This is a genomic window from Legionella genomosp. 1, from assembly GCF_900640215.1.
Taxonomy (GTDB): Bacteria; Pseudomonadota; Gammaproteobacteria; order Legionellales; family Legionellaceae; genus Legionella_C; species Legionella_C quinlivanii_A.
Genome location: NZ_CAAAJH010000002.1, coordinates 196,710 through 222,025, shown reverse-complemented (window position 1 = coordinate 222,025; position 25,316 = coordinate 196,710). Strand labels below are relative to the sequence as shown.

Genomic DNA, 25,316 nt, shown 5'->3' with positions numbered 1-25,316 from the left:
TTATTGTAGCTGCTTCCAGGATTGACGGCCGAAAATCTGCGGCCCCGGATTTTCACCGACTTTTTGAATGCCGCCGCTGGTTCCTGGCATGTATTTGTATTCCTTACTGCCGGCATTCAATATCGACGGGCCGGCAATCAGACCCACTTCCGATTTAATACCGCTAGGTGTTACAGTGCCTCCGCCATCACTGGAGGTGACTGAATCGGCGGTGGTAAACGCGCCGTCTCCATTCAAATCAAATACATTATAATTCAGACGGCTTCCCGTCAGCGCATTTAACTCCATAAGCCAGCTTTCACCGCCAAAATCGCAGGGATCAGAGGTGGGGATAACGGTTGCAAAAATGATTTTGCCGTTTAAGTAGGTGAGATTGGAAATAACGCGCTCCCCTCGGGCCTGTCCATTCACCACTAAATCGAGAAACCAGCCGCGATCATTATTCGCTAGCAGATTCGTACTGGTCACCCGTGTGCTTTCCTGCTCTGATAAAATAGTCTGTTGACGAAGCTGGTCGCGTCGTATTTCAGAAGTATTATCATCTCTCAAGGCATAGACAGTTTGCACGCTTAAATCAGTTTTGTCGCTGGGTTCAAGGTATTTGCCTGTTCCAATGTAAACCTGTAAGGCTGAAGCACTAAAAGTCACCCGCGAAACTTCTGGTCTGGTGGTGATTGGCTGACGTTTTCCAGTGCTGTCGGCCGCTACAAAAAGAGGCAAAGGCTGATTTCCCTGCTTATACCAGAAGTCCCACTGGGACGGATTATTCGATGAAATATCAATTTTCCATAAGTTGCCGAACAGATCACCCGCATAGATAATATTAGCGCTCGAATTACCATCGGTATCGACAACCGCGGGAGATGCCATGCCATTAGGACGCCCAAGGCTTAGCGGATCCTCACTCATGCCAACCCCGGTATCCAGCTTTTTAATCAGCTCGCCGGTATCAATATCAACGATATAAATAACCGCATTACCAGTGGTGCTGGCGAAACCGTCACTGGCTGTATTGTTATAGCCATTGCCAAAAACAGCTGCCCAGCGACCATTAGCCAATCGTACAATGGACGCCTGTCCATAAGTAAATCCCAGGTCCACATCATCGCTGTCGGTAAATTCCCATTTCACAATGTTGGCGGCATTATTTTCGTTAAACTGGGTCGGAGTAGTGACATCCAGAGCGAAAACGCCCTGGCCGCCGCCTCCCAGCGTACCGACCAGTGCTGTTCGCCACTGGGAATTAATAAACACATCAACCACGGTAGGTGAGCCATCGACATAGAATTGATGGGTGTAATTAGCATCAGTTAACAAATTGAGCTTGGGAAACACTTCAGCAGGCACATAGGCGAATAGTTCATTTCCTGCCTTTGCATCAAAGGCGTGCAGCATACCATCATTAGCACCGACATAAATAACGCTCTGCCGATTGATATTATTTTGACGAAATGTGCTGTATGGAGCCGTATTTTCCGGGGCATTATCCGGCCAGACGGCTGGGTAGTTCTGATTAGGCGCTCCAACAACAACGGCTTCCGAATTAATAATATCGCCAAGCAGGGTTTTTCGATTACGGAATGTTCCCCCATTTTTCTGTTCGAGCGACTGATCACCCCTTAAATAATTAAGACGGCTGCCTCCCAGATTGTCACTTAGCGCATTCTGAGGGTTGGTGTTAAGGGCGCTAATTTGTGCTGAATCGAGATCGGATATACCAGGAAAGGAAGGGGCGCCTGGCCATCTGAATTTAATTCCTTTTTGGGTTGAGGGTTTAAACGTCAGTATTTTTCGACCGGTGTTAAAGTTTTGCAGGCTGAGAAGTTGACCCGCATCCCAGACAGAGCCTCGTGGACCACTACCGGTGGCAAGAATATTGCCGCTTGTTTCATCAATAGGAAAGGCCAGTAATTGGCCGCTCCAGTCTTTGGTTTGAAAGATGGCCTGATAAATAAAGGTATCGGATGAGAGAAAACCGCTGCTTAGGGCGGCTGAAGAAAATGAGCCCGCCCGATCTACTATCTGAGAGAAGGCTTTGGCCAGTTGCGCCCGCAGGCTATTGGCATTAGTGACCAGGAAGTAATTATCAGGATCCCCGCTGTTTGAGGTATCAAATTCCCCCTGAAGGTCAGGAACATTATTCGCATTGGAATCATTAAATCCTCCCCATTTCGCAGCATACCAAAGCGGCGAATTGAAAATAATGGCCGAAGGGGTATTGCTGGGAGTAAAGGTTCTTGTCGTGGATATTGGTAATGCCGCTTTATCTTGCCAGGCTTGTCCAGGCAATTTTCCAGGCGGAGTATCCAGAAAATAATCGACATCATTAATCGCAGCGGTATCGCTGTCTCTCACCTCGAGATAGACCCCATCGGCGGTGGTACCTGAAATGACATATCCGAGGTGTTGATTAATGCCACCCGCAGCATAAATCGTTTCAGTGCTGATCGTTAAGGTATTATTCGCGTTGACTGTAATAGTATATTTAACCACCGCATCCATATCGAAATCAGCGCCTTGCTGCAAATCGGCAAAATTGACCCGGAAAACCCCGCCGGTGTTTGAGAGTGACTCAATATAAAAATCAACGATTTCATTGGTTGGTTGATATTGCCCTTGCTCCGCATTGATATTTAAGCCTGCAACTGATTTTGCGAAGGGAACAATGGTGACAATATTATTTCCCACTTTGAATTTAATTTCAGGTTGCGGTGAAGAGAGGGCGACAATGTATGACTTCACATTTTGCGTGCCTCTTGCACTATTTAGGTCATTTATCCAGCCATAATACGCAGCACTTGCTGCATAATAGCTGCCTTCCGAATTTGCTTCCTGTGGAGCGAGCCCTCGTATATTACCGAAGCTGGTCACGGTCTTTGGTGTGGGGGCGCCATTGGCTACTGCGCCGGATTGACCGATGAAAGCCGAGACACTGGTAAATCCCTCTCGATTAAAAATAGTTTGAGCCAGCGAGGATGCATTCAGTGCAGGATTTAAATCGCTGCTTGCCGTATTAAAAGAATTTCCCGGCACCTGATCGCTGTCATAAGAAGGATAGAGGTCGCTAATTACTAATAGATTGGCCTGAGAGCAATATGGATAGATGCTATAAGGATTTTGCCAACCCGGCTTTGGCAGGCCAAGCGTCGCATCGGTTCCACTGGAATAGTCGAAACTGGGGGTAGGGGAACCTTTGCCGCCGAGATAGCGTAACGCTTCATACATAATCTCGCCGATGGGATTCCCCCACATCTCACATTCCCCATTGACAATATTTCTGGTGCTGATGAATCCACAGGAATAATTGTAATTGCTATCAAAGCCGGTGACTGTTAACTTGTTAATCGTCGAAATAATGCCATTCACCGCCGTAAACTGACCGGTATTTAAATTGATTTCATCGGTGATACTGGAAATATTTTTTCTTAATACCCCGCCTGCCAGATTGTTTTTGTAGGAGCCAGTCATCAGGCCAAAGAGCATCGAATTATTTTCACCAAACTCCTGGAGAAGCCCGATAGGTTTATATTGGCCATTGGGATAGGCCCGGCAGTTGCTTTCAAGTCCAACGCTGGAGTCACAGACTTTGACTCTTACCGTATAGTCAGTGATCCCGAGAATAAGGGGACCACTACTGCCATTAAGCGCTCGGCTGCCGGCAACCGGCACCTCAATGCTGACCCATTCCCATATGCGATAGGGTTGATTGGTTGCCACCCGCAATAAGGGGGCGGTGGTTCCATTTCTAAGTGTGGTATTGACAAATAAATGACGTGTGCCCAATAAGGGGGGAAGGAGGGGGGTATAGTCGCTTATATTATACCCATCGACAGCAAAACTGGTATACTCTTTACCCCAGCTATGCCCATCCTGTGGAATATAGGTTCGTTCAAGAATGGTTTGATTGAGCGCGTCATTGGAGCGATACCCGCCATAAAGTACTTTTCTTATCGCGTCCAGTCTGGCTGTAGTGACATAGTTTAGAAAATTTCCACTCCAGGCGCCAATGCATTTTTTAGTGCTGGTTACTGAAACAGGATAAAAAAATTGCTGCAGGCCACTGTACCCATAACATTTATAACTATCATAATACCCATAGTAGTCAATGGCTGGATTGAACCGTAGATCAATAATATCATCGCCATTAATATCTGATGCATCATTGTAAGCTTCAAAGTAGAGCTTATGGTCTCGCTCAAGAATCAGCATCGTCAAAGGAGCTACTGAAGAAGAAATAAACAAAGGTGTTTGAGATAAGTTCAGGGTTGCGGCCTGACTGGTCAGGATTCCAAAGCACAAAATCCAAACTATCAGCAGGAGTCGTTTCATTAAAACCTCCTTCCCACTGTGGTCTGCAATACGGTAATTGCCTCATCCGTAAAACCATAACCTCTTCCGGTAACCTGGTAGTAATAAACCCCTTTGCTTCGAGATGACGAGGTTCCAACCACAGGAGAATCAGGCACAAATTGTAGAAACTCAATAATAAATCGCGGTTTAGAGCTTGCTTGTTTCAGGGTGGAGCTATACTCAGCAGAGTTGCTTTTCCACCAGCTGTCTGACTGACTGGCAAAATCAAGATTTTGATAGGGCTCCTGCACACAGGGAAAGCTCGGGCAGAGCGTATAAAGGGTGGGCTGCCTGCTTTGCCGAAGTAACCAGTTTTCTCCGGCAACTAAAGCAGTTTCTGCAGATGCAAATGACATTTCCTTATTTTGCATATTGGCGGACATTCTTTCCTGCATTTGCGTTACCTGAACGGCACTGATGGCTAATAGTGTAATTACAAGCAGTAAAAGCAGGCTGACTGCCAGTGTGGCTCCTCTCTGGTTTATACGAAAATCACTTTTCATAAGGGGAGTCCTCGATTACGCAAGGTAACAAAAATAGTCCATTCCCGTCGGAGCTTGCGATCAACCGGAGTAAGGCTGCCGCCGTTGTAAGAATAGGACATTGCCTTGTCGGCCACATTTTCAACCGTGGCCAGGAGCAGATTAATTTGGACTGAAATGACATTATTCCAATTATCGCCGCTTTGAACCTGAGCTGCTGTCTGATAGGTATCGACTGTGTTATCGCCATTGGTGTCGACGCCGTAGCTAATACGCATCTGCTCAATTCCTTCTGCTATCTCGTCCTCATTTCCATTCCTGTCTTGCCGGACCAAAGCCAAAACAGCCTGATTTTGAGCATTTACCCGGCCGGTATCTTTTATGTAGTAGGAATAATAATCAAATATGGCTATCTGGGCAGTACGCAGATAGGCCACACTTAAATCATTAGAAGTGTTTTGATTTGAAGAATGGGTAATGGCGGTAGCATTGCTGTTGGATCCGGCAATGAAGATATCCCCTACAGAGCAATCAGTAATCATCAAAGGTGTTCCAGCTTCAATTCCCATGCGATCATAGACCAGAATAGGATTGTTTGGTCTATTCATGTCATCACGAAGCTGTACTCCAAGACTGGATGCCTTGCGTATTTCGATAACATCGCTCCCCGTGACGGATTTGCCCTGCAGGTTGGCGGGCAGGCTCGGGCTGAATGTGGATCCAACGCCATCATAACCGCGCAAGGGTTTGTCATAATCTAGCATGGTTGATAAATTTTTTATTAAATTGGTCACCTTGACTTGTCGTTGGTTTGCGCAGCCTTGATAGCCCGCCATCCGTAGATCATAACTCAGCATATAATCAGCATAACGTCCATTTTCCTGCAGTCTGGCAAGCGCGTCCTGAATGACAAAGGTGGTTTTATTACTGAGATAGACTATAGAAATACTGGCTACCAAAAGAGTCCCCAGACTGATGGCAATCATAAATTCAATAATGGAAAATCCTTGCGCACTTTTTTGTAAACTGCTCATAACTCAACATCCATGGTAAGACAAGCCAAATCCACCCGATAGTTGCCGCTGCAATTCATCCCAGTGGCACCGGTACGGTCATTGTCCCAGCGAATAATAATTGTAAATACATTGCCATTACGAGTGACACTGCCCTGTCCATTGGGTAGTAGCTGACTGTTTGTCTGATTCCATTGATAGAGATCGCGCTGGGCGATTTGCGACATACTGCAAGTGCTGCAGTTAGGATTTGTGGAAAGACCAGACATATTATTGTAAGAGCCCGCTTGCACCCCTGCAGGATTAGCCATCATGCGGTCAAACATATTACTCATCTGGGAAATGGCAATCGAACGCAGATAAGCGGAATGATTATAGCGAACCGCGTTGGTCTGCAATGAGGCAATACCTAATAAGCCAATGGCCAGGATTACTGTGCTGATGAGGACCTCAAGCAAACTGAATCCTTCCTGTTTGCTTAGCATGTGCATAGGAGTTCGGAGTAATGAATGTTAATTTGGGCTTGCAAGAAGCATGCCAGATGTACCCGGGATTTTAAAATTACCTGTAGGTTGGGCCCTTGGCCCAACAATTCCATAACTAATGGCTATGAGGGCGGACCTCATTGTTATAAAGCTTAGCTGCCTCTTGTAACCGGCATAAGTGTTTGTAGTAAGGCCTTGAAAATCTTCGGGTTTCCTCCGGAAATATCACCTTTTTTGAGATAATCTTCCCCGCCCTGGAGATCGCCAACCAGACCACCTGCCTCTTTAATAAGTAAGGCAGCGGCCGCCATATCCCAGGGTCTTAGCCCCATTTCCCAAAAACCGTCCAGACGACCACAGGCCACATAGGCAAGGTCCAGTGCGGCAGAACCGGTTCTGCGAATACCGGCACATTTTCCAATCAAGGCTTCAAAAGTAGGCATATATCTTTGTGCGAGCTTAGGATCACGGAAAGGAAATCCGGTTCCCAGCAGGGAAGAGTCAAGCTGGGTTTGTTTGGATACTCGAATACGCCGATCATTTAGCTGCGCGCCACAACCACGGCTGGCAGTAAAAAATTCATGGCGAATTGGATCATAAACGACCGCATGTTCAATCCGGTTTTTGATTTTGCAGGCGATAGAAACGGAAAAGAAGGGAAAACCATGCAGATAATTGGTTGTGCCATCAAGAGGATCGATCAACCAGGTAACTTCTGAATCAATATTATGAGTGCCGCTTTCTTCAGCAAGAAATCCATGATCAGGATAGGCTTTATGAATAGTATGCATAATTGCCTGTTCGGCTTTAATATCCACTTCACTGAAATAATCGTGAGTACTTTTAGCGCTGACCTTTATTCGGTCAAGTTGCTCTATATGGCGAACAATAATATCACCCGCCTGTTTGGCGGCGGTCACTGCAATATTTAATAGTGGCTGCATAATTTAGCTCATGAAAAAACAAAGGGCGATTCTAGCACATTTTTTTTGTACAGAGAGAAGACATTGCTGGTATAGTTGCTTTTTTTTATTTAAATTGGTTAAGATGAATTTTTCTGCAATACGAATAGTGCTTGTTGGGACTACTCATCCTGGCAATATCGGCTCTGCGGCAAGAGCGATGAAAACGATGGGATTAACCCGTCTTTATCTGGTCAATCCAAAGTCTTTTCCTGATATAAGGGCCTGTGAAATGGCAGCGGGTGCTGATGATTTATTGGAAAGCGCAGTAGTAACTCAGGATCTGGAGCAGGCTTTGCAGGGCTGCCAGCTTGTTTTGGCGACCAGCGCAAGGCCAAGAGGAATTGCTTTACCGGGACTTAATCCGCCTGAAGCGGCCGCCTTGATTGCTGGCAAGTCCGATGACACCGAAGTGGCTTTTTTATTTGGCCGCGAACATGCGGGATTAACCAATGATGAGCTGCTGCGCAGTCAGTTCCATATTAATATTCCGAGTAATCCTGAATACAGTTCTTTAAATCTTGCCCAGGCAGTGCAAATTATTGCCTATGAGTTACGAATGAAATTGCTGTCTTCACCTAAAGCTGAAGTGGCACTGCGTGAAGATCGTGTGGCAACAGCAGAAGAAGTAGAACAGTTTTATGGGCATTTAACGGATGTGATGGTGGCAATCGATTTCTTGAGACCTGATAATCCTGGGCGCTTGCAGCAACGCATTCGCCGGCTTTTTAATCGCGTAGGTCTGGAACATATGGAGGTGAACATTCTGCGCGGTATTCTGAGTCATATGCAGAATGCTTTGAAATGGGCGAAAATTAATAAAGGGAGTTAATCATGAACAAAATGCCTCTTTATTTTGATTATATGGCAACTACACCAGTCGATCCGCGGGTTATAGAAAAGATGCTGCATTATCTGGGAAAAGATGGCATTTTTGGTAATCCAGCTTCAACTACACATATTTATGGTCAACAGGCTCAAATGGCCGTGGAAACAGCGCGCGCACAAATTGCAGAAGCAGTTCATGCTGAACCTGGAGAAATTGTATTCACCTCCGGTGCAACCGAGGCTGACAATCTGGCTATTCTTGGAGCGGCGAGATTTTATCAGCGAAAGGGCAGGCATTTAATCACATCTGTTACCGAGCATAAGGCTGTTCTTGACAGTTTTCATCAGTTGGAGCAGGAAGGCTTCCATGTAAGCTATCTTTCGCCTCAGCCTGATGGATTGCTTTCCTTACAGGATTTGGAGCAGGCCATTACTGATGAAACCATTCTTGTTTCTATCATGCACGTCAACAATGAAATTGGTGTAGTTCAGGATATTGCAGCCATCGGGGAATTATTAAAGAACAGGGGGATTATTTTTCACGTGGATGCAGCGCAAAGCACAGGGAAAATTGCGATTAATCTGCGTGAGTTGTCGGTTGATCTCATGTCATTTTCTGCTCATAAGAATTATGGCCCCAAAGGGATCGGTGCATTATTTGTGCGTCAGAAACCAAGAATACGACTGCAGCCGCAAAGTTTTGGCGGCGGGCACGAGGGTGGTTTACGTTCAGGAACTCTTGCGACCCACCAGATTGTTGGTATGGGCGAAGCCTTTGCTTTAGCCGAAGCGAGCCGAGAAGTGGAACAGGGAAGAATACTTAAATTACGCGAACAATTATGGAATAACATAAGGGTTCTGCCTGATGTTCATCTCAATGGCCATGCAAGACAAAGAGTAGCTGGCAATTTAAATATCACCTTTTCGGGAGTCGAAGGCGATTCATTGATTTACGCACTGAAAGATCTGGCGGTTTCCAGTACTTCTGCCTGTGCATCCTCTAGCATGCAACCCTCCTATGTGTTGAAGGCTATTGGTCTGGATAATGAAAGCGCTTTTAGCTCGATACGCTTATCAATAGGCCGATTTACCACAGAGGCTGAAATTATTGAAGCCTCGCAGATTATTCGTCAACAAATTTCACGGTTACATGAAATATCACCATGATCATTTATAATGAATTAGTAGAACGTTGTTTTTTTAAGCCCTGCCATGCAGGTATTCTGGATTGTAGTGAGCCATATACGGTGCATGCCAGGGCTGGTTATCCTGGCCGATCGGGGCATTTTGATCTTTATCTGCAGTGTGATTCAGGTTTGGTTAAAAAAGCAAGATTTAAAGCATTTGGTAATCCTTATCTGATTGCCGGCTTGGAGCTTCTCTGTGAGCAAGTGGAGAATAGTTCATTAAATGGACATCCTTGCTTTGAACATAGTAAGCTTGCGCGCAGGCTGGATTTGCCAAAAAATCAGCAGCAGCTTGTTTTTTTGATTGAAACAGGGTATCTCAGTGCTATAAATCAAATGAAAGAGAAAGTAGAGGTTTAAAATGAGTGTGGTGCAGCAACATGTTAACGATTCAATAGTGGGGGTTTCTCTGAGCGAGGCAGCCATTAAACATTTATTAAGTTATCTGGAGGCACAAACCGGAAGTAAAGGGGTACGTTTCTCCGTTAAAAAAACAGGTTGTTCTGGCCTTTCTTACGTGGTTGATTATGTCAATGAGACGGTCGAGGAGGATGTCAGTTTTCCACTTAATTCGGATTATCAGATTTATATCGATCGAAAAAGTTATCCTTATTTAAAAGGGATGCAGATTGATTATGTCAAACAGGGTCTTAATTCCAGGTTTATCTTCAATAATCCTAATCAGACGGGTCAATGCGGCTGCGGTGAAAGTTTTACTGTTGATTAAATAGGTCTGGTGGCAACAGCGAACAATCTTTGTATTTAGGTAACTTCCCAGGTACGTCATCCAGAGCGTAGCGAAGGATCTCCAACTGCTTAGAGCTGACCCAGATTCAGGAGATCCTTCACTGCGTTCAGGATGACGTTGAGACGATTTGACTGAATTAGAGTCAATGCGAACTCTGCGACAAATTTTAATTCTGGCTGCAAATGCAGCCTTTGAGGGGCTGCATCTTCGCTAAGAAGGATTCGGCTCCTTCTTTCTGCTATCTAAGGGTTTTGGTAGAACCTCTTTAAGACTCTCATTTAATCCAATTTTACACTGTTTGATAACAAATAATTGCGAATGTTTAAATATTGGCAATTACTTTTCTTAAGCTTTCTTTAGCGAAATTATGCAAAATTTGCTCCAATTAAAATTAATTAGTATAAATTTGCAACGAAATATGCAAAAAAACTTGATTAAATCTTAATTTTTTCTTAATATTTCCTTAATAAATGAGTATCTATAAAACAATGTTTACATAGTTTGTAATATTTGGTAGTATTGCGATCATGATGCTCAAAATGGGTAACTTTTTTTAATGATTCAACAGAGTCTTTGGAGAGATCAATGAGTGCAGTAATGCAAGATGTGACACAAATTAATGATGCCTTGATTCAGCAAGTAATCGGAACCGTCAAAGGGTATCTGAATGCTGTCAGCAATAAAGATAATAATCTTAACCTTTATCAACTGATTGTTGAGGAAGTAGAAGCTCCCTTATTTCGTACAGTGATGGAACTGACTCGCTATAATCAGTCAAAAGCTGCTCGTGTACTTGGCGTTAGCCGCGGCACATTGCGTACTAAATTGAAGCGATATTTTGATGATGAGTTTATTGGTACCCGTGGTTAATTTCTGAAGGCTTCTGTTGAGTGTATCTTGCGAAAATCATCGAATGTTTTGTTTAAACTATTTATCGCAGGATGCATTCAATTTTATTTCAGGTTTCTGTTTATTATAAAGAGATTTTGCTAGGAGCTAATTCTGTTGACCTGTTTTCAGTATTCCCCTGCTCTTTCGAGGTCTGATTTTCCGCTGCTTTTAAATCATTTATCGCGACTCTCATGCGTTTTAGTTTTTCTTTAGGAGAGTCCTCAGGAGCAGAGGCGTCTTTAGGTTTCCCATTATACCTGCGATAGAGTGGAACTAATCCAAAAGAAAGAGCCGCAGTTAGTATTGCTTGTATCTTTTCAGACCAGCTTGGTTTTTTTATCAAACCACTTTGCTCAGAAATTGTTTTGCAGTTCCTATGAAAATCGTTAAATGACAATTTTCCCTCTTTGAAGCTTTGGAGTTCCCCTCGCATCAGACTGCAATATTTTTTAATTCTGTGTTTATCAGGACCCTCGCTCTCAGATAATCGTTCCAGATTTGACAAGAGCGCTTTAAAATGGCTGAGCTTTTGAGTGTCAATAGGGGATTTATCCAGTTGCTTTTGATGCTGCTGCGCCTGCTGATCAATACTCATTTCTTTTCGATGAAGCAGCTCTCTGTATTTATTTTTATCGCTAGGCTCAAGGTTTGATACTAGTTGCTGAAACCGGTTCTTTTCCTGAGCGACTTTTTCTGCCAGTTCACTTGCCGTATCACAGTCGCTGAAATCGGCTGTAAAATAAGTTAATCGTTCCTCTATTCTTTGATCTTTTTGTTGTTCTTCATTTAACTGACTGTCTAAGCCATTTTTTTCCAGATTGCTCATGTCTTTGATATATTGCCTGGGGTTATTCAGCATTTTCTCAAATTCAAGTTGCACTTTCTTACTGTCCGCTTTGCTCAAACCTCCCCCCGGAGCCCTTAAATTGTTGACGGATTTTGAGTAGATAATTTTATTAAATATTGCATCGAAGGCGCATAAGGGTATCTTTTCCAGTTCTTTATTATCTTTATGTTTCTCAAAGAATTTAGCTATCTCTTTGTCCATAAATGGATATTGGCCATAGGTCTTGTTGACCTTATTCGTGTCAAATCTTCCTGAGACAAATGAATTAAGACCTACTGAGCTTTTTAAATCGTCCGTTATCTGATTTTCTGGTACCTTATGTTGAAGGAGATAGGTATTTATTTTCTCAGACAAAGAAATAAGATCCGCAACAGATGCGTAATTATTCATGTAAATTGTCAATTGAGCAGAATTCTTGAACCGCTCATTGTTATGTAACTCAGGTGAAATAACTTTAAATTCATTGACATTATGTGCCCAACTTTCCTTATTAATAAAATCAATCAGGCCCAGCAGGGTATTTTGATCCAGATTACCTATATCATTCAAATTGACATGTAGCTTGAATGAGGCATCTTTATGAATATCCGTTCCTGAAGGATGTGGGATTATATGATTCTTACTCAATTTTTCCTGGACCTGAGGCCAGAACTTCAGATGAGATTGATCATCGAGTGTTTCATAAAGATTTCGATAAATTGTATCATACTGACTTTGCAGTGGTGCTTTCTTTAAGCCTTTTTCCCCGGATGAGTATATATATATGAATTTCTGCATCATCTCGCAGCGGCCAGCAGTTTCTCTTCTAATTCTACTGATAAACTGATTTTCAGAAAGCAATTTGAATTGTTTATTAGAAGCCATAACTTTATAAAAATGAAGCAGCTTGTCAGTTAATTATAGAGCATCCTGGCTGTTGTCATTGAACTGGGCTTGTTACTATACAAATTTCTCTGGTTTTCCAAAGTTCAGTTTGCTATGATGATGGTCAAAGTCGGTTAGGCAATCGCTCTTTGCTTTGCAAGGGGAGGAAAGTCCGGGCTCCATAGGACGAAGTGCCAGGTAACGCCTGGGAGGCGTGAGCCTACGGAAAGTGCCACAGAAAATATACCGCCATGAAAATGGTAAGGGTGAAATGGTGCGGTAAGAGCGCACCGCGCAACTGGCAACAGTTGTGGCAGGGCAAACCCCACTTGGAGCAAGACCAAATAGGAATCCATCCGGTTTACCGGAACGTATGGTCCGTACGGGATTCGGGTAGGTCGCTTGAGGCATTCGGTGACGAATGTCCCAGATGAATGATTGTCCCTGACAGAACCCGGCTTATCGACCGACTTTTTTCTCACCTCCGTTTGCCTGCGAAGTAGCATTATCCCGTCTTGGACGCTCGTAATAATGGTTTAAGCTTGATTATGTTTAACCCAGGCTTTACTATCGGAAGCCTGAATTCCTGAATAAATAGAAAGTTATGATTTTATGCCTCGATGTGGGAAACTCTCATATATATGGTGGGGTCTTTGCAGGGGATGAGATCCGCTTGCGATTTCGTCATACATCCAAAGCCTGTACATCAGATGAGTTCGGTATTTTTTTGAAAACGGTCTTGCGTGAGAATCAATGCTCACCGGAAGCCATTAAGCAAATCGCTATTTGCTCAGTTGTACCGCAACTGGACTATTCTCTGCGTTCTGCTTGTCTTAAATACTTTACTGTCGACCCTTTTTTTCTGCAGGCCGGCGTAAAAACAGGACTCAATATCAAGTATCGAAATCCTCTGGAAGTAGGTGCAGACAGGATTGCCAACGCCATATCGGCAGCACATATTTATCCTGGTAAAAACATTATTGTGATTGATTTTGGCACAGCAACCACGTTCTGTGTCATTACTGCACATAAATTTTATCTGGGAGGAGCTATTCTTCCGGGAATGCGTTTATCGGTCGATGCACTTTCCAATAATACGGCTAAATTACCGGCGGTAGAAATTGTAAAAATGAACCAGGCTGTTGGCCGTTCCACCATTGAAAGTATCCAGTCGGGCGTTTATTTTGGCGCCATAGGGGCTTGCCGCGAACTAATACACCGGATAAAAGCTGAATCCTTTCATGATGAAGAAGTGTTGGTACTGGCTACTGGCGGTTTCGCTTCCTTGTTTGAAAAGCAAAATATTTATGATCATCTGGTACCAGACCTGGTATTGCAGGGCATTCGCCTGGCTGCCTTAATGAATCAATCGATGTAGCTCCTTTGTTCCTGATATCACCCGTCTGTAATCAATCATTTCCGCGCAGGCGAAAATCTATTTATGATTTGGCACTGTGCCATATTTAAAATGGATTTCCGCCTGCGCGTGCGCAAAAAATTGTCTTTGCGAGCATTAGCGAAGCAATCCAGATCCCGGCTTGTTCAGGTTTCGATCTGGATTGCTTCACTTTGTTCGCAAAGACGACATGTTTGTTGCTTGGTTCTATTTACGCAACAATGCCGCGCGGAAAAGACAAAGCTTGAATAAAGGAAAATGAGCAATTCGAAAGAATCCTTCAGTCTTTAAAGGCCTACTACCTGCACCGAGCAACCTTCTGCCACTCCATAAAAAAATCAATCTGCCCGCCACTTGTTCAAAAATATCGCTCCCATTAAAAATTAAACAAAATTTGTTGACGAGAAGGATTTTGTGTTTCTATAGTGTAAGAAAGTGGTGTAAAATACTAAAAAAGTGGAGAATTGTGGGATAGCCTGCAAAATTAATCATGTTTCGTGGCATAACGTCTTTGACAATCGATGCGAAGGGTCGTATAGCGGTTCCAACACGTTACCGTGAAGCATTGGACAACGCAGGCAATGCCTCTTTAGTTATCACTATTGATACTGAAGAAACCTGTCTTTTGTTGTATCCCGCTGCACAATGGCAAGTTATTGAAGATAAATTGCAGAGTTTGCCGAGTTTTAACGCGGCTGCAAGGCGTATCCAGCGTTTGCTTATTGGGCATGCAACTGATGTTGATGTAGATAACAATGGACGATTATTATTGCCTCCTTTGCTGCGTGAATACGCAGGACTCGAAAAGCATGCAGTAATGATTGGCCAGGGCAATAAGTTTGAGATTTGGAATGATAAGATCTGGGAAGAAAAACGTGAAAGCTGGTTAGCTGAGGAAGCCTCTCAGCACGATGTCTTACCAGATGAAATGAAAACATTTTCTTTATAGTGGAACAGAATGCATCAATCAGTCTTATTAGAAGAATCGATAAATGGTTTGGCAATCAATCCGCAGGGTGTCTATATTGATGCCACTTTTGGCAGAGGAGGGCATAGTCGTGCAATTCTCGAACGCTTGTCTGAACAAGGCCGATTGATTGCGATTGATAAAGATCCTGAGGCTATTCAGTTTGCCAGTGAAGTATTTGCCCAGGAAAAACGCTTCGAGATTTTCCACGGTTCGTTTGCTGATATTGCCATATACGCGGAAAAAGCAGGCGTTTTTGGTGCTGTAGATGGAGTGTTAATGGATTTGGGAGTGTCATCTCCGCAGTTAGATGACGCAGAAAGGGGGTTTAGTTTTTTAAAAGAAGGCCCTCTGGATATGCGAATGAACCTGCATCAGAAACTTGATGCCGCAACCTTTGTTAATCGTACCGACGAGCAGGAAATGAAGGAGGTGTTCAGGAAGTACGGAGAAGAGCGTTTTGCAGGAAGGATTGCGCGGGCGATAGTGGCAGCCCGCCAGCAATCTCCTATATTGACTACTCAGGCACTTGCCGAGATCGTCAAGGCGGCAAATCCAAAATGGGAAAAACATAAGCATCCTGCAACAAGAGTATTCCAGGCAATACGTATTTATATCAATGATGAATTAAGCGATTTGGAAAAAGCGCTCAAATCATCTGTTGAAGTGTTAAAGATCGGGGGGCGTCTGGCGGTTATCTGTTTCCACTCCTTAGAAGATCGAATAGTGAAGCAGTTTATGAAGGCAATGGAGGAAGGCAATAGACCGCCTCCCGGTGTGCCGGTGAAATACAATGAGATTGTAAAAAAATTCAGACGAGTAGGTAAGGCGATTATGCCAGAAGAAAATGAGATTAAAGAGAATATCAGATCCCGTAGTGCGGTCCTTAGAATAGGAGAGAAGTTGTCATGAATGCCGCAGCCAGAGCGATAAATCAAAGCAATTTATTTACTGGACAATTATCTGAAATGCGCTTATCCAAACAGATGAGTTTGATAATAACTTTGCTAATCAGTGTGCTCTTAAGTGCACTGGCAGTAGTTTATATTACCAATGAACATCGATTACGCTTTGATTATTTGCAGCAATTAGAGCAAAATAACCACCAATTGCAATTACAGTGGGGACAGTTACTTTTGGAACAGGCAAGCTTGGCTACTCCGGCGCGCGTTGAGCAATTGGCTATCGAAAAATTACGTATGCGTTTACCGGCAGATAAACAAACCTTTGTATTAAAGCCACGATGAAAAAAAACGGACACCGTTTACGGTTAATCACCGTTTCAGGCTTTTTTGTTCTCATTCTGGGGGTCTTAGTCTGGAGAATGCTTGACCTCACTGTCCTGCACAGACAATTTCTTAAAGGACAAGGCGACGCCAGAAGTTTAAGAGTTCAGGATATTCCTGCGTATCGGGGAATGATAACCGATCGTAACGGTACGCCGCTCGCTGTCAGTACCCCTGTTCAATCTGTTTGGGTTAATCCCAAAGAATTTTCTCCTACCCCTCAGCAACTTGCAACATTGTCCAAAATAACCGGCATCCCCGCCAAAACACTAAAAGCACGAGTTGAGAAAGCCAAAAGCAGGGAGTTTCTTTATTTACAACGTCAGTTACCCCCTATGCTTGCCAAGGAGATTGAAGTATTAAAAATTCCAGGTGTCAATTTCCAGCAGGAATTTAAACGCTATTACCCGGAAGGCGACAGTACTGCTCAGTTAATTGGTTTTACCAATATTGATGATGCCGGAATTGAAGGAATGGAACTGGCCTATCAGGACTGGCTAATGGGCGTTCCTGGCAAAAAGCGGGTTGTGAAGGATAGAACAGGCCATATTGTTGAAGTATTAGGAATCCTCAAGGAACCTAAACCCGGACATGATTTGGTTTTGAGTATCGATCGCCGTATCCAGTACCTTGCGCATCATGAATTAAAAAATACAATGGAGAAATTTGCCGCTCGCAGTGGTTCGGTCGTTGTGGTTGATACTCAAACAGGTGAAATTCTGGCAACCGCCAATTATCCCTCGTTTAATCCTAATGCCAGAGCTAACTATTCCCGGGATAGTTATCGTAACAAGGCGATCACCGATACCTTTGAACCCGGCTCAGTTATCAAACCGTTCAGTATTGCCAGTGCGCTTGGCAGCGGTATGGTAACGCCGGCTACAATTATTGATACCCGTCCAAGCTGGATGATTGTTCATGGACATACTATACGAGATGTTCATAATTATGGCGTACTTGATGTAACAGGAGTTTTAGAACATTCAAGTAACGTCGGGGTGACCAAAATGGTGCTCTTAAGTCCTCCAGAGCAATTACTTGGGCTTTTGCAGCGCAGTGGTTTTGGCCAAAGAACAGAGAGCGGTTATCCGGGAGAAAGCGATGGGGCGATTGTCAAGCCTAAAGATGCCAATCCTTTCGTTTTAGCGACCGTCAGTTTTGGATATGGACTATCAGTGACGCCCCTGCAATTGGCCAAAGCCTATCTGATATTTGCCAATCATGGCAATTTGCTGCCTGTTACTTTGTTGCATAATCCCGATTATCACCCGAGTGTCGAAAAGGTAATTGACGAGAAAACTGCCAATGATGTTCTGGCTATGATGGAGGCCGTTATGGTCGAGGGCACGGGTAAGGCAGCCCAGATTCCAGGCTATCGTGTAGCTGGTAAAACAGGAACCGCCCGAATCGCTGGAAAAAATGGCTATGAGGCCAATCGGCATATAGCCAGCTTCGTTGGTATTGCTCCAGCATCGCGTCCTCGACTGGTTGTGGTTGTAGTAATTCATGAGCCGACTAAAAATGGTTATTATGGGGCTGCGGTCGCAGCGCCCTTATTTGCAAAAGTAATGTCAGGCGCCTTACGCACTCTGGATATTCCGCCCGATATAACAACAGGCTAAGTCAAATGAAACTTAATAAACTCCTCTGCCCCTGGATTGACGATGTAATATCTGAATTGGAAATAACTGGTATAAGCAATGATAGCAGGTCAGTTAAGGCTGGTGATTTATTTATAGCCTACCCGGGTCATGCGTCAGATGGACGACAGTTTATTCCACAAGCTGTAAAGAATGGGGCTGCTGCAGTTCTTTTTGATCCTCAAGGATGGAAGATTTCCGAACCTGACACGTCTACTGTGTATATTCCACTGGCTAATCTTGTATCAAAGCAGGCTGAACTGGCGGCCCGATTTTATCAAAACCCTTCGGACAGCCTCTACGTTACCGGAGTCACTGGAACGAATGGTAAAACAACAATTGCTTATCAGTTAGCACAGGCGCATGAGCTTCTTTCTGCAAAATCGGCTTATATCGGCACTTTGGGCTTTGGAAAAGCGGATAAACTGCAATCACTGGCAAATACTACGCCCGATGCATTTTGTCTGCAACAGCTATTCAGTCAATTTCGTCAATCCGATATAAGTCAGGTGTGTATGGAGGTATCTTCACATGCTCTTGATCAGGGACGCACTGATTGCATTCGTTTTTCTCAGGGGATTTTTACCAACTTAACCCATGATCATCTTGACTATCATCATACGATGGCTGAGTATGCAGAGGCCAAGGCAAAACTGTTTGCGTTTCCAGAGTTAAAGTGGGCCATTGTAAATCAGGATGATAAGTATACTCCACAAATCCTGAAATCGGTTTCTGCAGATTGCCAGTTGTTAAGCTATGGTGTTCATCAGCAGGCAGATGTCAGAGCTACTGAACATGAAATCAGTCTGACAGGAACCCGAATTAAGCTGAACTCCCCTTGGGGAAGCCATGAATTGCAGATAAGAGCTTTAGGATATTTTAATATTTACAATGCCCTGGCTATATTTTCCAGCCTTATGGCTGCAGGCTATCCCGTGTCTGAAGTGGTTGATACGATGTCTAAACTTCGAGCCGCTCCAGGCCGTATGGAGATTGTAAGCCAGGAGCCCTATACCATTGTGGATTATGCTCATACACCGGATGCTCTGAAAAATGTTCTTGAAACCTTAAATGGTGTTAAAAAGGGTAAAATCATTGCGGTGTTTGGCTGCGGCGGCGACAGAGATAAAACGAAACGCCCCATTATGGGGCAAATTGCCAGTGACAATGCGGATATTGTGATTATGACCAGCGACAATCCACGTACCGAAGACCCTGTGCAAATTCTTGATGAAATTGAGCAAGGCATTCATAAACGAGACAATTTATATAAAATTGCCAACAGGGAAGAAGCAATCGCCAAAGCAGTCAGTCTTGCTTCAGCTGATGATATCGTGTTAGTGGCTGGAAAAGGGCATGAATCCTATCAGCAAGTTGGCAGCATACGCCATCATTTTTCTGATCAGGAAGTCTTGAATCGCTATGTGAATAAAGTTAATGAGTGTTGTTAAGAAATTATTGCAGATTGGCCCTTTGGCCCATAGCGGTCAGGATAAGTAATTTATCCTGACGGCTATGGGCCAAGGACCCAACTTACATGCTTTCTTAAAACAATCGCTGATTTCTCATAATACTAAATGACTTTGCATCCATCTCGGCGGATTCCCCATCCAGAAAATAAGCCACATCATCTCGAGCACCGGTTTGCTGATAGTCGCCACCCCATTCGAGGACTGCCCATTTGATTAGAGGATTGAAAATATTGTGATCCCATTCAAAGGCAGCATGTCTGCTTGCTTCAGCCAGATTAATTTTTACAAATTCTTCCTGATCTGCTGCATCGGACTTATTCTTAAATTCGGCAAAACTTTTGGCATCCATTTCGGCCGTTTCCGGATTTACAAAATAGGCAATGTCTTTTCTTGGGGGCAGAGCTTGCGGACCACCAAATTTTTGCCCAACACTGGCGCATTTGACTACTAGCCAACCAATGGCAAATTTGCCGATTTTGTGATCCCATTCCAAGGCTACATAAGTCATAATCAGTTTATCCTTATCTAATTTTTCCATGAACTATTTGAAAAAGAAATATTTTTTATCTTTTAATCAAACATTATAAAATGTAGACAAGAAGTAAAGGATTGTCGACTTCTGATTTAATTTCCAACACCAGCAATTCGCTGCAGTTCAGCAAGTTTACCGGTAGCCATTAGATAACGATCAAAATCATGCCTTGGTGGATGTGCCTTGCGTAGCTGCAAAAAGGCTGTTTGCGGATCTGCAGCTTGTTTAAGCGCAAGCGTTTCCGGCTCGGGGTTATACAGGGCTAAGGCCAACTCCTCCCAGGTCTTTGCTGCCGGTTCATCCATAAAAACCTGGTTTTCCGGAAGAGGACTAAAGGGAAGATGATACAATGTATGTAATTTGCCGCTGAGTATTTGTACCGCCCGCAACTTCGCTTCGATGCTATGGCCGGCGATGTGTGGAGTGTTAACTGTGGCCATTTTGATAATCTCGGGATTTATCGCGGGTTCATTACTGTATACATCAGTGCAATAAATTAGCCCTGGTCGTTTTAATAGAGATTGTTCATTAACGATATGTCCTCTGGCGGCATTAATAATAATCCCTTGCGGGTTGAAGGCATTAAAAAATGGCTCATCCAGAAGGTGAAAACTGGGGTAGGGAGCAGTCGTGTGTAAATTCGCATGTATGGTTATAAGATCGGCGTCTAATAACTCATGATAGCCGCAGCTTTTAAAGCCGGTATCAGAAGCGGCCTTCAGAGGATCGTAGGCTAATACCTGAAACCCCAACATCTTCAAACGTCGGCTGACTTTTGAACCGACCACACCAGCGCCAATCACCACCGCATTCTTACCGGTAAAATTTCGATGCTTTTTTAACCAGGCAATACTGCAAACGACATAATCCGCAACCGCTTGGGCATTACAACCTTTTGCATCGAGTAATTCAATCCCCAGTTGGGTCAGCAAACCGCTATCGATATGATCGGTGCCACTACTGGCTGTCGCCACATATTTGACCCGATGTTTTTTAAAAAGGGCTTCGTTGACCTTCAATGTGGCTCGACAAAGAAGGATTTCCTGTCCTGCCAGCAAATGAGGGATATGGCTTTGATCTTCATAAACTGTCAGATTAAAAGGCGCTGGGAAAGCGGCCTTCAAATTGGGGAGTGATGCGTCGGCTAGTATGTTCATAAATGAAAAACAGCAACCAGCAGACGAAGAGAATAATTCATAAGCGGATTGAGAATCCAGCTCAGAGCGCCAGTGATCAGCAACAGAAGCACGATGAAAAATCCATAAGGTTCAATTTTCTGAAATTTCATTGCGGCTCGGGGTGATAACAGACTCATTACCACTTTACTTCCATCCATCGGGGGAATAGGCAGCAGATTAAAGAAACAGAGCAGCAGGTTTATGATCATTCCGGCTCTTGCGGCTAATAACAGAAACAGGGCATAGCTAGTGCGCTGGGGATCAAGATAAAACGAAAGTTTAAAACAAATGGCCCAGAATATTGCCATGACCAGATTAGACAAAGGACCTGCTAAAGTGACTAAAGCGAGATCACGACGCGGATTGCGCATACGAGAGGGCATAATGGGCACAGGTTTTGCCCAGCCAAAAACAAAACTGAATTTGCTTAGAGTTAATACCAGCAGAGGAACAACGATAGTTCCAAACAGATCGATATGTCTAACGGGATTAAAACTGAGCCGCCCTTCCTGCTCGGCAGTTCGATCGCCGCATAATGAAGCAACCCAGGCATGTGAGGCTTCATGAATGGTTATCGCCAGCAAAACAGGAATAATCCAAATAGCGATTTGCTGTATCGTAGATAATTCTGGCATGAGAAACGCTGATAAAAAGAGAGAGTTTAACTCGCAATGACAACAGGAACAAGATCATAAGCTACCTGCATTTAGCTTAAACTGAACCGGAGAGAGGATTTTTTTGTCATTTCCAGGGGAGTTAAGTATAATCAGCCCAGCCGAAGATTCAGGAGTATAAGGCATTGCGCAAATTAGTGATTTGGTCAGGGCTGGTTATTTTATCCCTGATATTTTTTGCCTCAGGCATTAGCCAGTTGCCGGTGATTGACAGGGATGAGGCGCATTTTGCACAAGCCAGTCGTCAAATGCTCCAATCAGGTAACTTTTTTCAAATCCGCTTCCAGGATAGAACACGCTTTCAGAAACCGCCCGGAATAAATTGGCTTCAGGCTGGCAGTGTAAAATTATTCAGTGAACCTGATGCAAACCAGATTTGGCCTTATCGGATTCCTTCTGTTTTAGGGGCGTTAATTGCCGTATTGGCAACTTTCTATTTTGGTTCACGTCTGTTGAATGAACGCTCGGGATTGATAGCAGCGCTATTGCTAGCCTCTTGCCTCTTGCTTGTGGTTGAGGCGCATATGGGGGTGATTGATGCAGCACTTCTTGCCACTGTGGTGTTAATGCAGGGTGCCCTGTGGCTGGTTTATCAGGCAAGCGCTAATAATACCAGGATTCACTGGGCCTGGCCTTTATGTTTCTGGCTGGCAATGACTGTGGGCCTGGTCTTGAAAGGGGTTACCCCTTTAGTAGGGTTTCTGTCGATAGCGGCTCTTTGTATGGCCGATAAAAACATTCGCTGGTTACGCAACCTATGGCCGTTTACAGGCTTATTAATTCTTATTTCTCTGACCTTAATCTGGGTTATCCTGGTCAATCAGGCTGAGCACAGCAACTACCTGATGCAAATGATTCATAAAGATTTATTACCCAAGCTGAAGGGCGGACATGAATCACACGGAAAGCCTCCTCTTTTTCATTTAGCTATCCTGCCATTAACCTTTTGGCCCGCGTCTCTTTTTTTATGGCCCACTGCAGCTTATGCATTCAGGCATCGGCATGAAAAGGCGGTGAGATTTCTTTTGAGCTGGGTCATTCCGAGCTGGCTTTTTTTTGAAATCATGCCAACCAAGTTGCCTCAGTATATTCTTCCCGTTTTTCCGGCTTTAGCGCTGTTAGCAGCAATGGCGATTGATTCTTTAATCAATATGAAAAAAACTGGCTTGCAAGAGGGGGGCGCTTCGGCTAATCGCTGGCTTAAATTCCTGCAGAGCCTTTGGGGAATATTATCTATTGGGCTTGTGATATTCCTGACTATTATCTCCTATGTCTTTTTAAACCACAGCAGCTGGCCCGCTGTTTCAATTCTATTTTGCGGGATAACATTCGCAGTGGTAACCGTGTATTTTATTTTCAGACAAGCTTATTATCAGACCATTGCTTCGCTGCTTATTATGGCGAGTGTGGTATATTTTTTGAGCTTTAATCGAGTTTTGCCGGAGCTCGAGCCGCTTTGGATTACGCCTAAAATCGCTGAGCTGGCTTTAAAACATGCGGTTAACTCCGATAATCCTTTAATTGCCGTAGGCTTTGATGAGCCCAGTCTTGTTTTCAATCTAAATACCAACTGGATAAAATTTGCAGATAGTGCCGAGGCTATTTCCTCTTTGGAAAAAAATCCAAGGCAGTTGCTCCTGGTTGATGACAAGACATTTGCTCAATGGACTATCGCTTTTGATTCTTTTGGCGTTATTGCAAGACTGCGTGGTTTTAACTATAGTAAAGGCCGATGGCTCAATCTTTTTCTCATCGGGCCTAAAAATAAAGAGAGTAATGATGTCTCCGTGTAACAAAATAATGTCTTTTTTTATCAAACCCTGGGTAATGGTGTTAGCAGTAAGTTTGATTGCCTTTTGCTTTTTCTTTATAGATAAACCGCTGGCAGAATTTTTCTTTAATATTGATCTGCGCCATAATTACCAATTTCTGGAGTTATTCACCAAACTGGGGGCGGGTTTCTTTTATTTTTCAGCTTTTATATTAGGAATATTCATTTTTAGATATATCAGGGTTAATACAGACTGGGAAGCAAAATGCTGGTTTCTATTGCTGTGTGTATTAGTACCCAGCTCAATTTGCGGGTTTCTGAAAGTAGTATTGGGACGTGCCAGGCCCAGTATGCTGCTTGAAGGCCAATACTTTGGCTTTTATGGTTTTCAAACACATTCACCCTTCTGGTCTTTTCCGTCTGGTCATACGACCACTATAATGTCAGTTGCTGCCGGCTTAAGTCTATTGTATCCACGTTCCAGCTCTTATGTGCTGACTGTGGGATTTTTAGTCGCTGTTTCGAGAATTATATTAAACCACCATTACTTAAGCGACGTGCTGGCAGCCACTTATCTGGTGTTTATAGAGCTTGCCGCATTGCTCTGGGTTTTACGCAAAAAGAAATGGTTGGAATCTGCCTGGCAAAACTCCCAGTGCAGTATGTATGGATGCAGCAGCAGGACGATGAGTCAGTAATATAGTAAGGGAGTGACTTTTGAAACAACCTATAAATTTATCAGTAATTATTCCTGTATATAATGAAGAGGATAATGTTGAAGTACTTTTTCATGAACTAGTGAATGTTTTGGAAAAAGATGATTATTGCTTTGAGGTCATTTTTGTTGATGACGGCAGCAATGATGAGACTGTCAGCCGTTTATTGAAGCTGGCAGCAGAGGATGAGCGATTGCAATTGGTACGGCACAGGGTTAACTGTGGTCAGAGTGCTGCTCTGGTTAGCGGGGCAAAGGCAGCGCGCTATGAATTTTTAGTGACGCTTGATGGCGACGGCCAAAATGATCCTAATGATATTCCTGCGCTTTGCGGCTTTATTGAAGACCACAAAACGGTGGTGCTTGGAAATCGAAAACGTCGAGATGATAAGCTGATTCGCCGCATTTCTTCCCGTGTAGGCAACGGCGTGCGTCAGACTATTTTGCGTGATAGTTGTCCTGACACCGGTTGCAGTCTGAAACTGTTCCCCAGGAGTGCATTTTTAAATTTGCCTCATTTTAATCATTTACACCGCTATTTACCGGCATTATTTTTAAGAGCTGGATACAGGTTAGTGAACGTGCCTGTTAACCACCGCCCGAGAAGGCATGGTGTGTCAAAATATGGGGTCATGAATCGATTATTTGTTGGTATTTACGATCTGGTGGGGGTGCGCTGGCTATTGAAAAGACCCTGTTCGCCGGAGGTTATCAATAATGAACTCTGAGTCAATCTGGCTATGTGTGGGATTAGTCGGGCAAGGCATTTTTTCTGCCCGATTTTTTATTCAATGGCTAATAAGTGAAAAAGAAAAGCGAAGTGTTATTCCGGTTGCTTTCTGGTATTTAAGCTTATTAGGCGGTATCACATTATTAATGTATTCAATTTACAAAAAAGATCCGGTGTTCATCCTGGGCCAGTCCACCGGTGTGTTTATTTATTTAAGAAATCTTTTTTTAATTCAACGGGAAAGAGTCGCGCGGCAATTAAAAACAACGGGGTGAGGTACATTCAGTCCGGTTTGCTA

24 protein-coding genes and 1 other RNA gene are annotated in these 25,316 nt (G+C 43.8%); 16 read left to right on the top strand and 9 right to left on the bottom strand.

The genetic code is table 11. The features are described from left to right. The 5 genes from E1O89_RS03170 to E1O89_RS03150 all read right to left on the bottom strand — a co-directional run bounded on the left by E1O89_RS03170 (position 1) and on the right by E1O89_RS03150 (position 7,274). A complete protein-coding gene (locus E1O89_RS03170) occupies positions 1–4,329 on the bottom strand; it encodes a pilus assembly protein (protein ID WP_133138900.1) in 4,329 nt (1,442 codons plus the stop codon). Beyond that, complete coding sequence (locus E1O89_RS03165; protein ID WP_133138899.1) at positions 4,329–4,853, bottom strand: PilX N-terminal domain-containing pilus assembly protein; 525 nt, start codon at positions 4,851–4,853, stop codon at positions 4,329–4,331. The genes E1O89_RS03170 and E1O89_RS03165 overlap by 1 nt, the downstream gene beginning before the upstream one ends. After that, positions 4,850–5,866, bottom strand: coding sequence for a PilW family protein (locus tag E1O89_RS03160; RefSeq protein ID WP_133138898.1), 1,017 nt, complete (start codon positions 5,864–5,866; stop codon positions 4,850–4,852). The genes E1O89_RS03165 and E1O89_RS03160 overlap by 4 nt, the downstream gene beginning before the upstream one ends. Then, positions 5,863–6,330: a type IV pilus modification protein PilV gene (gene pilV / locus E1O89_RS03155; RefSeq protein ID WP_172458058.1), complete on the bottom strand. Its 468-nt coding sequence runs from the start codon at positions 6,328–6,330 to the stop codon at positions 5,863–5,865. Before pilV ends, E1O89_RS03160 begins: the two co-directional genes overlap by 4 nt. Positions 6,331–6,482: 152 nt before the next feature. Continuing rightward, positions 6,483–7,274, bottom strand: coding sequence for an inositol monophosphatase family protein (locus E1O89_RS03150; RefSeq protein WP_133138897.1), 792 nt, complete (start codon positions 7,272–7,274; stop codon positions 6,483–6,485). A gap of 103 nt (positions 7,275–7,377) precedes the next feature. On the opposite strand from E1O89_RS03150, the gene E1O89_RS03145 reads away from it, so the two are divergent. The 5 genes from E1O89_RS03145 (at position 7,378) to E1O89_RS03125 (ending at position 10,925) form a co-directional block, all read left to right on the top strand. Further along, positions 7,378–8,124, top strand: coding sequence for an RNA methyltransferase (locus E1O89_RS03145; RefSeq protein ID WP_133138896.1), 747 nt, complete (start codon positions 7,378–7,380; stop codon positions 8,122–8,124). Between the two features lie 2 nt (positions 8,125–8,126). Then, complete coding sequence (locus E1O89_RS03140) at positions 8,127–9,287, top strand: IscS subfamily cysteine desulfurase (protein WP_133138895.1); 1,161 nt, start codon at positions 8,127–8,129, stop codon at positions 9,285–9,287. Next, entirely contained in the window at positions 9,284–9,667 is a 384-nt protein-coding gene (locus tag E1O89_RS03135) for an iron-sulfur cluster assembly scaffold protein (protein ID WP_133138894.1), read from the top strand. The genes E1O89_RS03140 and E1O89_RS03135 overlap by 4 nt, the downstream gene beginning before the upstream one ends. A 1-nt stretch (position 9,668) precedes the next feature. After that, positions 9,669–10,034, top strand: coding sequence for a HesB/IscA family protein (locus E1O89_RS03130; protein WP_133138893.1), 366 nt, complete (start codon positions 9,669–9,671; stop codon positions 10,032–10,034). A gap of 606 nt (positions 10,035–10,640) precedes the next feature. Further along, complete coding sequence (locus E1O89_RS03125) at positions 10,641–10,925, top strand: helix-turn-helix domain-containing protein (protein ID WP_058508063.1); 285 nt, start codon at positions 10,641–10,643, stop codon at positions 10,923–10,925. A gap of 103 nt (positions 10,926–11,028) precedes the next feature. Here E1O89_RS03125 and E1O89_RS03120 read toward each other — a convergent pair whose 3' ends face one another. Next, the gene (locus E1O89_RS03120) at positions 11,029–12,657 is read right to left on the bottom strand and encodes a hypothetical protein (protein WP_133138892.1); all 1,629 of its coding nucleotides are present in this window, start codon (positions 12,655–12,657) and stop codon (positions 11,029–11,031) included. 126 nt (positions 12,658–12,783) lie between these two features. Here E1O89_RS03120 and rnpB point away from each other — a divergent pair. From rnpB to E1O89_RS03085, 7 genes are all read left to right on the top strand, one after another. After that, an RNA gene (gene rnpB / locus E1O89_RS03115) (RNase P RNA component class A) lies at positions 12,784–13,135 on the top strand. 126 nt (positions 13,136–13,261) lie between these two features. Further along, on the top strand, positions 13,262–14,035 hold the full coding sequence (locus tag E1O89_RS03110) for a type III pantothenate kinase (protein WP_112218226.1): 774 nt from the start codon (positions 13,262–13,264) through the stop codon (positions 14,033–14,035). Between the two features lie 508 nt (positions 14,036–14,543). Beyond that, positions 14,544–15,002 (top strand): division/cell wall cluster transcriptional repressor MraZ, encoded by a 459-nt coding sequence (mraZ, locus tag E1O89_RS03105; protein ID WP_133138891.1) that lies wholly within the window; start codon positions 14,544–14,546, stop codon positions 15,000–15,002. Positions 15,003–15,011: 9 nt separating this feature from the next. Beyond that, a complete protein-coding gene (gene rsmH / locus E1O89_RS03100; protein ID WP_133138890.1) occupies positions 15,012–15,932 on the top strand; it encodes a 16S rRNA (cytosine(1402)-N(4))-methyltransferase RsmH in 921 nt (306 codons plus the stop codon). Further along, positions 15,929–16,267, top strand: coding sequence for a cell division protein FtsL (gene ftsL / locus E1O89_RS03095; RefSeq protein WP_058508058.1), 339 nt, complete (start codon positions 15,929–15,931; stop codon positions 16,265–16,267). Before rsmH ends, ftsL begins: the two co-directional genes overlap by 4 nt. After that, positions 16,264–17,928, top strand: a complete 1,665-nt coding sequence (locus E1O89_RS03090) for a peptidoglycan D,D-transpeptidase FtsI family protein (protein WP_133138889.1) — start codon at positions 16,264–16,266, stop codon at positions 17,926–17,928. Before ftsL ends, E1O89_RS03090 begins: the two co-directional genes overlap by 4 nt. A 5-nt stretch (positions 17,929–17,933) precedes the next feature. Continuing rightward, positions 17,934–19,397: a UDP-N-acetylmuramoyl-L-alanyl-D-glutamate--2,6-diaminopimelate ligase gene (locus tag E1O89_RS03085; RefSeq protein ID WP_133138888.1), complete on the top strand. Its 1,464-nt coding sequence runs from the start codon at positions 17,934–17,936 to the stop codon at positions 19,395–19,397. Positions 19,398–19,491: 94 nt separating this feature from the next. Here E1O89_RS03085 and E1O89_RS03080 read toward each other — a convergent pair whose 3' ends face one another. From E1O89_RS03080 to E1O89_RS03070, 3 genes are all read right to left on the bottom strand, one after another. Continuing rightward, positions 19,492–19,926, bottom strand: a complete 435-nt coding sequence (locus E1O89_RS03080; protein WP_133138887.1) for a hypothetical protein — start codon at positions 19,924–19,926, stop codon at positions 19,492–19,494. A 116-nt stretch (positions 19,927–20,042) separates the two neighbouring features. Continuing rightward, a complete protein-coding gene (locus E1O89_RS03075) occupies positions 20,043–21,107 on the bottom strand; it encodes an NAD(P)-dependent oxidoreductase (protein WP_133138886.1) in 1,065 nt (354 codons plus the stop codon). After that, positions 21,104–21,763, bottom strand: a complete 660-nt coding sequence (locus E1O89_RS03070; RefSeq protein WP_133138885.1) for a site-2 protease family protein — start codon at positions 21,761–21,763, stop codon at positions 21,104–21,106. The genes E1O89_RS03075 and E1O89_RS03070 overlap by 4 nt, the downstream gene beginning before the upstream one ends. Positions 21,764–21,927: 164 nt before the next feature. Between E1O89_RS03070 and E1O89_RS03065 the strand changes: the two genes are divergently transcribed. The 4 genes from E1O89_RS03065 to E1O89_RS03050 are packed head-to-tail and all read left to right on the top strand — an operon-like array spanning position 21,928 to position 25,293. Then, entirely contained in the window at positions 21,928–23,595 is a 1,668-nt protein-coding gene (locus tag E1O89_RS03065; RefSeq protein WP_133138884.1) for an ArnT family glycosyltransferase, read from the top strand. Continuing rightward, positions 23,579–24,271, top strand: coding sequence for a phosphatase PAP2 family protein (locus tag E1O89_RS03060; protein WP_165483045.1), 693 nt, complete (start codon positions 23,579–23,581; stop codon positions 24,269–24,271). Before E1O89_RS03065 ends, E1O89_RS03060 begins: the two co-directional genes overlap by 17 nt. Positions 24,272–24,290: 19 nt before the next feature. Continuing rightward, complete coding sequence (locus E1O89_RS03055) at positions 24,291–25,016, top strand: glycosyltransferase family 2 protein (RefSeq protein WP_222845418.1); 726 nt, start codon at positions 24,291–24,293, stop codon at positions 25,014–25,016. Continuing rightward, positions 25,006–25,293, top strand: coding sequence for a lipid-A-disaccharide synthase N-terminal domain-containing protein (locus tag E1O89_RS03050; RefSeq protein WP_133138882.1), 288 nt, complete (start codon positions 25,006–25,008; stop codon positions 25,291–25,293). Before E1O89_RS03055 ends, E1O89_RS03050 begins: the two co-directional genes overlap by 11 nt. The last annotated feature ends 23 nt before the right edge of the window (positions 25,294–25,316 follow it).